At 68.4% G+C, this 6105-nt stretch carries 9 protein-coding genes; 3 read left to right on the top strand and 6 right to left on the bottom strand.

The window, feature by feature from the left end; genetic code table 11:
- The 4 genes from AB0B50_RS03825 to AB0B50_RS03810 all read right to left on the bottom strand — a co-directional run.
- Nucleotides 1-551, bottom strand: a 551-nt coding sequence (locus AB0B50_RS03825; RefSeq protein WP_362324975.1) for an ATP-binding cassette domain-containing protein, incomplete at its 3' end; no start/stop codon positions are given.
- A gap of 75 nt (nt 552-626) precedes the next feature.
- Nucleotides 627-1472, bottom strand: a complete 846-nt coding sequence (locus tag AB0B50_RS03820) for a DUF4097 family beta strand repeat-containing protein (RefSeq protein ID WP_362324972.1) — start codon at nt 1470-1472, stop codon at nt 627-629.
- Nucleotides 1473-1607: 135 nt separating this feature from the next.
- Nucleotides 1608-2126, bottom strand: a complete 519-nt coding sequence (locus AB0B50_RS03815) for a toxin-antitoxin system HicB family antitoxin (protein ID WP_362324969.1) — start codon at nt 2124-2126, stop codon at nt 1608-1610.
- Nucleotides 2127-2408: 282 nt separating this feature from the next.
- Nucleotides 2409-2843 (bottom strand): SMI1/KNR4 family protein, encoded by a 435-nt coding sequence (locus tag AB0B50_RS03810; protein WP_362324966.1) that lies wholly within the window; start codon nt 2841-2843, stop codon nt 2409-2411.
- Nucleotides 2844-2932: 89 nt separating this feature from the next.
- Here AB0B50_RS03810 and AB0B50_RS03805 point away from each other — a divergent pair, with 89 nt between their 5' ends.
- Nucleotides 2933-3121, top strand: a complete 189-nt coding sequence (locus AB0B50_RS03805) for a hypothetical protein (RefSeq protein ID WP_362324963.1) — start codon at nt 2933-2935, stop codon at nt 3119-3121.
- Between the two features lie 189 nt (nt 3122-3310).
- Here the strand turns inward: AB0B50_RS03805 and AB0B50_RS03800 are convergent, their stop codons facing one another.
- Entirely contained in the window at nt 3311-3808 is a 498-nt protein-coding gene (locus tag AB0B50_RS03800) for a GNAT family N-acetyltransferase (protein WP_362325083.1), read from the bottom strand.
- A 110-nt stretch (nt 3809-3918) separates the two neighbouring features.
- Nucleotides 3919-4767 carry an endonuclease/exonuclease/phosphatase family protein gene (locus AB0B50_RS03795; protein ID WP_362324960.1) on the bottom strand — a complete coding sequence of 283 codons (849 nt, stop codon included), beginning with the start codon at nt 4765-4767 and terminating at the stop codon, nt 3919-3921.
- Between the two features lie 157 nt (nt 4768-4924).
- Between AB0B50_RS03795 and AB0B50_RS03790 the strand changes: the two genes are divergently transcribed.
- Both AB0B50_RS03790 and AB0B50_RS03785 read left to right on the top strand, forming a co-directional pair.
- Nucleotides 4925-5497, top strand: coding sequence for an isochorismatase family cysteine hydrolase (locus AB0B50_RS03790; protein WP_362324957.1), 573 nt, complete (start codon nt 4925-4927; stop codon nt 5495-5497).
- Between the two features lie 44 nt (nt 5498-5541).
- On the top strand, nt 5542-6093 hold the full coding sequence (locus AB0B50_RS03785; RefSeq protein WP_362324954.1) for a hypothetical protein: 552 nt from the start codon (nt 5542-5544) through the stop codon (nt 6091-6093).
- Nucleotides 6094-6105: the final 12 nt, after the last annotated feature.

Below are 6105 nucleotides of genomic sequence, written 5' to 3'. Positions count from 1 at the left end.
GGGTCGAGGCCGGTGGTCGGCTCGTCCAGGAAGATGATCCGCGGGTTGCCGACCAGCGTCATGGCGATGTCCAGGCGCCGCTTCATGCCGCCGGAGTAGGTGGAGGCGGGCTTCTTCGCCGCGTCGGTGAGGTCGAAGCGTTCCAGGAGTTCGGCCGCGACCCGCCGCCCCTCCCGCTTGGACAGGTGGTGCAGATCCGCCATGAGGAGCATGTTCTCCTCACCGGTGATCAGCCCGTCCACGGCGGAGAACTGACCGGTCACGCCGATGGTGGCGCGCACCGCCTGCGGGGCGGCGGCCAGGTCGTGGCCCGCGACCTGGGCCTGGCCGCCGTCGGCGGTGATGAGCGTGGACAGGATCTTCACGGCGGTGGTCTTGCCCGCGCCGTTCGGACCGAGCAGCGCGAACACCGACCCGCCCGGGATACGCAGATCGATGCCGTCCAGAACGGTCTTGTCCCCGTACGACTTACGCAGACCGACGGCCGAGACGGCGGGCGGCGACGCGTGACCGTCCGCCCGGCTGGTTGTGGGCATGACAGAGGAAGGCATGGGGCTCTCCATTCGAACCATTCGAAAGCTGAAGCAAGTGGGGGGCAGGGCAGGGAGCGGCTGTGGACGCGGCGCTCAGACCCTCGCGCGAAGGATGTGGATGTTGCCGTACCGAGTACGGGCGTGGACCTTGACCGTCTCCTCGGTCTCCTGCGGGGCCTCGGACTTGGCGAGCATGTTCCGTACCTGACCGGAGTCCGAGTTGACGTCGAGCCAGGCGGCGGTGCCCTCACGGATACCGACCTCGATGGCGCCGTACGAGGTCTCCAACTGGGCCGTTCCGCGGACCACTTCACCGACGCTCAGGGTGCCGTTGGCGGTGGTCGCGGTGATCGAGGCCTCGGCGCGCCGGATGTCGATGTCGCCGGTGGAGTTGCTCACCCGCAGGTCACCGATGGCGGCGCCGACGGTCGTGGTGCCGTGCGAGTTCTTCAGGACGGCGGTGCCGCCGACGAAGCCGACGCGCAGGCTGCCGGTACCGGTGGCGATCTCCGCCGGGCCCTCGACCCGCTCCACGGCGATCGCACCGTGGGAGGCGGTGAGTTGCAGCGGGCCGGTGCTGTCGAGACGGACGTCTCCGGACGAGGTCTTCACCTGCGTCTCACCGAGCCGGCCGACGCCCAGCACCTGGGCCCAGGCGCCCGTCGCGTCGACACGCGAGCCCGTGGGCAGTTCGACCGTCACATCGACGGTGCCGGGACGGCCGAGGCCGAGCAGGGGCTTGGGCGTCGTGACGGTCAGAACTCCGTTCGCGTACGTGATCTCGGTCTGCTCGGCGGCGCGCACGTCCAGGTCCTTCTTCGGGTTGCGCGGCCGCACCTCGACGACGGTGTCGAGTCGGTCGCCCGCGATGAACTGGATGGAACCGGCTTCCACGTGCGTCGTGGCCGAGATCGGTTCGGGGGTGTCGAAAGAAGGCATGGCTGTCCCGTCCTCATGGGTCTTGGGGTGTCCCCGCTGGTGGCACTGAGGAGGGGACGCGGCGTGGGTGAAGTGGAGAGTGGAGCGGAGTGCAGTGGAGTGTGTGGCTGTAGCAGCGCGGGGGGGGAGTCGCGGCTACCGCACCCGGCCAGTCCCGGCCTGGCCGAGGTCCTGGGTCTTCTCCGTCGCACGGGGCCGGGGGCCGTCGTCACTGTCGGCTGCGGCCAACAGGGCACGCACCGCCCACGCGTTGACCGACAGGCCCTCGCGGCCGGCGGCCTCCTCGGCGCGGGCCTTGAGACGGGCGGGCAGACGCAGGTTCACGCGGGCGACGCCACCCTCGCGGTCATCGGCCGTGACCTTGACCGCTTCGACGGGTGCGAGTGGCACCGGGGTGGCAGCGTCGTCGAGGGGCGGTTGCGTCACCACGAAGTCCGGGTCGAGACCGCGCAACCGCATGTCGACCGAGCCGGGGGCGAGCTCGCGGGTGATCTCACCCATCGCGGCGGAGAGCACGTGAAGCATCGCCAGCCGACTCGCCGACTCCAGGGGAGCGATGAGCCTCTCGGCCAGCTCGCGCGCGTCTCCCCCGCCGGCTTCGGCGGCCACCGCGAGGTCGCGGCGGAGGTTGTCGACGTACGGGGTGAGGTCCATGACGCCATCATGGCACCATATTGGCGCCACGCGCAAGCCTCATGGCGCCTCACGCGAAATGAGCTCCACGCGAGCCGCTTTGACCTGCAGGTACACGAGGAAGGCAAGCCGAGACAGAGGGACGCCGCGCACGATCACGCACACCCGCCAGAAAGGACTAGCACCCAGTGGCGCCACATGACACCGAATGGCGTCAACCTGTGCCGCATGGCGCCACGCCGCACCACGTGACACCACCGGAGAATGAACCGGCCCTCGCCTCGCGGCGCCGACGTTCGCTTGCTACCGGTACCAGTCGTCCCCGTCGCTCGTGAGAGACCGGCCCAGGTAGTCCTGCAGGTTCCGAGCGACCCATCGGCGGCTGTCGTCCTCGTGGTCCCACACGTAGATGTCCTCCCGGGGCGGTGTCCGGATGAAGGCGAACTGGTCTCCGCCTCCGTTGTCGCCGAAGAAGAGCAGCGGACCGAAGGGCATGTACAGGCCGGCGAGGGTCGGGTCCGACCAGAAGCGGAGGTTGTCCTCGACGAGCCGCTCGAGCGGCCAGACCGTGTCCACTCCGTAGTGCCCCACAACGCCGTCAGTTTCCGCAAGAAGTCCTACGAGCGCTGATGGCAGGCCGCAGCCCAGCCGTTGCTCAGCATCGGCTGTCGCGCCCGAGCCGATCGGGGAACTGAACTCAGCTTCGGGGAACGCTGCAAGTGCGACTTCTTTCCACATACACGCAGCGTAGGGTGAACGCCCTTGATCACGGAGTTACAGTTCAACTGGGGCCCATAGAACGGCTCCACCAGGAGAGCGGGGAAATCATGACCTTCATCATCGCCACAGCGGTCGTGCTCGTGGCCGCAGTCGTGGCAGGCGTCATCGTGCTGCGGCGCAGGGGCGGTTCGGGGGAACGCGGGGCACTGGAGCGTGCTGCCGCGGACCAGGGACTCGCGCAAGGGCTGAGTGCGGCGAACGCCGCGCGGCAGAACGCCGGGTCCTACGGGCCCTGAGCCCCGGCCGCAGCCGGCCTACGGAATCCGGAAGGGGAGGGCACCGAAAAGCCCTCCCCTTCCCCTGACTCGGGACGGTGGAGGGCTTCGACTCGGGGCGGCGGAGGGCTTCGACTCGGGGCGGCGGAGGGCTTCGACTCGGGGCGGCGGAGGGCTTTCGCGAGAAGCTCGACGATCAAACCAAGACGATCACACAGTGACCAGGCTCTTCGCCAGGACCCGCTCCCGACGTACGCCGTCGGACAGGAGATCTCCGGGCTCGCCCGTGTCCGTGAAGCCGTTGCGTTCATAGAGCGCGACCGCATTGCTGTTGTCCGGCATCACGGACAAGCGCACCGTCTTGGCACCGCGCTCGGCGCCCCAGCGCTCCACTGCCTGGATCAGGTAGTCCCCCACGCCCTGGCCCCGAGCCGCGGGACTGACCCACATCGAGATCAGCTCGACGCTGTCCGCCCCCTCGCCCGGAACCCCACTGACCATCCCCACCGGACGGCCGTCGAGCAACGCGACGAGATCCCGCGCGCCAGGAATGGACAACCGGGCACGCCAGCGCTCCTCCCGGTCGCCGGAGCCCTGCCAATCCGCCAGCGTCGATCCGAACGCATGGGGCGCCTCGGCGAGCGCCGCCAGTCGCAACTCCCGCCACAAAGGCCAGTCTTCTGATTCCAGAGTGCGTAGCTCAAGCATGATCCAGACCTTGCCCGGCGTCGGGAACGGCAGCAACTTCATTACGGCGGCATGAACGAGGGCCCGAGGGGGCCCTGCCCTGGCCGACCGCCGAGCCGGATCCACGTCGGCTAAGCCGGATTCACGTCGGCCCGCACCAGGTGGTGGTCCGAATAATCGCTGGGTTCCACATGCTGATTGAGCGGTTCGACGCCCCGTAGAAAGATGTAGTCGAACTTGAGGTGCCAGTCGGTGGTCGGCTCGCAGGTGCCGGCGGTGGGCGAGGGACGGCACCGAGGTGACGCGTCCGCGGCCGGTTTCCACATCGGCGCGAGTTCGGGCGCGTCCGGCACGGCGTTGAAGTCGCCGAGAACGATCGCGCGGTCGTGCCGGGCGACCTCTGCGGCCAGTACGCGGGTCTGGGCCGCCCGGACCGTCTCTTGACGTCGTTGGGCGAGGTGCGTGTTGAAGACCCGGACGGGCTTGCCGCCCACCAGGGTGGTCACTGCCATGTACCCCCGGTCCTCGGATCCGCCGTCGGGGTACTCCACGCTGACGTGGTCCGCCATCGGTGCCGCCGAGAGAATCGCCTGACCGAAGGCTCCGGGGCGCCACGGCATTCCCCCGCAGCGACCCCAATTGCGCAGAACCGACCCGTACTCGACGTGGTAGACCAGCCCGTAGAGGTGCTCCAGGTAGTCGCGGATCTGCTCGACGTCACGTACGCACGCCTCTTGCATGCCGATGACCTGGGGCGCGTACGAGGCGATCTCCGCCGCCCGGCCCGCGTTCCCCACCTCGCACGGGTTGCAGATGTTCCATGTCATGACGCGGTTCGGCACGACGTCCTTGACGGACTCGACGGCGAGCGGCCTGCCGAAGAGGGCGAGGGTTCCAACGGGTGCGCTGGGGCCGACGAGCGCCAAGCACACCACGATCATGGCGCCCGCGAGCAACCGATTGCCCCTACCGAACACCATCTCCTCCTCAATGCGAATGCACACGGCGTCACATGACGTCTTCGTACGCGAGGTTAGGCGACGACGTTGTGAGCGACACCGGCGACCGACCCGTCACCAGCGAGAACCGGCTGAAAAGCGGCCCGTTTCGCCACCGAACCGACCTCGTTGAAACGATATGAGCAACGCCCTTCTCGTGATGGACGTCCAACAGGCCATCGTGGACATCGTGGACATCGGCGACGACGTCGACTCCACCTACCTGCCACGCCTGCGCAAGGCGATCGACGGCGCCCGAGCGTCGGGTATCCCTGTGATCTACGTGGTGATCGCGCTGCGCCCCGGCTTCCCCGAAGTCGGCACACGCAACAGGGCCCTCGCCGCCATCGCACGCGCAGGCCTCTACACCGAGGGCGCCCCCGGCACCGAGATCCATCCCGAGGTCGCGCCCCGGCCGGGCGACGTGGTGGTCACCAAGCGACGGGCGAGCGCGTTCTCGGGCAGCGATCTCGATGTGGTCCTGAGGGCACGCGGTATCGACAGCCTCGTGCTCACCGGCATCGCCACCAGCGCGGTCGTACTGTCCACCCTGTGCCAGGCGAACGACCTGGACTTCGACCTCACGGTCCTCGCCGACGCCTGCCTGGACACCGACCCGGAGGTGCACCATGTCCTCATCGACCGGCTGTTCCCGCAGTGGGCGGACGTCGTCACCGTCGACGACTGGGTCAAGGGGATCACACCCCGATAGGCCCGGTTCGGGAGCGAGTTCGGTCGGAACCTAGGCTGATCGGCATGGAATCTGCGGGTGCCGGAGAAACGGTCGGGTTGATGTGTCCGGGTTGCGGTGGTGTCGAGGTCCGGACGGTTGAGGAAGCGCGCCAGAGAAAGGGTGCGAGGCGTCATGGCCTGTACGACCGTCTGGATCCGGGTCCGGACAAGACCGGCGACGGATGCATGCACTTCGCGGAAGGCATGCTGCTGACCGCTCTCGGCATCGGCCTCGTGTACATGGGCGTCGATCAGCACAAACCTCTGTACTCACTCGGCGGTGCGGCACTCGCGCTGGTCTGCTTCTTCGGCACCTTCATGGTCGTACGCAGTGACAGGCGGGAAAAGGACGCCGCCGAAGCCGGGTATCCGCGTGCGGAGCGCCTGTGGCAGCCGGCGCACTACTGCTACGGCTGCACTTCGGTGTTCTGCCCAGGCGGCACCCCGTGGCGGGGAGTGCTCACCCCGGAGCAGTTCAAGAAGCTGGTGTGGACCGAAGCCGGGTACGCCGACCAACTCCTCGCAGGAGACAAGGCAAAGGATGCGCAGATACCGGCGGACGTGCTGCCGGAGTAACCGTGCCCCCCA

Source organism: Streptomyces sp. NPDC041068 (assembly GCF_040647455.1).
In the GTDB taxonomy this organism is placed as follows: domain Bacteria; phylum Actinomycetota; class Actinomycetes; order Streptomycetales; family Streptomycetaceae; genus Streptomyces.
The sequence above is the reverse complement of the archived record's forward strand: the minus strand, read 5'-3'. Positions and strand labels throughout refer to the sequence as shown.

What these genes read in the sequence shown, in the direction of transcription:
- AB0B50_RS03795 (WP_362324960.1), bottom strand. Translation starts at nt 4,767, where the DNA reads ATGGTGTTCGGTAGGGGCAATCGGTTGCTCGCGGGCGCCATGATCGTG.
- AB0B50_RS03820 (WP_362324972.1), bottom strand. Translation starts at nt 1,472, where the DNA reads ATGCCTTCTTTCGACACCCCCGAACCGATCTCGGCCACGACGCACGTG.
- AB0B50_RS03810 (WP_362324966.1), bottom strand. Translation starts at nt 2,843, where the DNA reads ATGTGGAAAGAAGTCGCACTTGCAGCGTTCCCCGAAGCTGAGTTCAGT.
- AB0B50_RS03805 (WP_362324963.1), top strand. Translation starts at nt 2,933, where the DNA reads ATGACCTTCATCATCGCCACAGCGGTCGTGCTCGTGGCCGCAGTCGTG.
- AB0B50_RS03815 (WP_362324969.1), bottom strand. Translation starts at nt 2,126, where the DNA reads ATGGACCTCACCCCGTACGTCGACAACCTCCGCCGCGACCTCGCGGTG.
- AB0B50_RS03790 (WP_362324957.1), top strand. Translation starts at nt 4,925, where the DNA reads ATGAGCAACGCCCTTCTCGTGATGGACGTCCAACAGGCCATCGTGGAC.
- AB0B50_RS03785 (WP_362324954.1), top strand. Translation starts at nt 5,542, where the DNA reads ATGGAATCTGCGGGTGCCGGAGAAACGGTCGGGTTGATGTGTCCGGGT.
- AB0B50_RS03800 (WP_362325083.1), bottom strand. Translation starts at nt 3,808, where the DNA reads ATGCTTGAGCTACGCACTCTGGAATCAGAAGACTGGCCTTTGTGGCGG.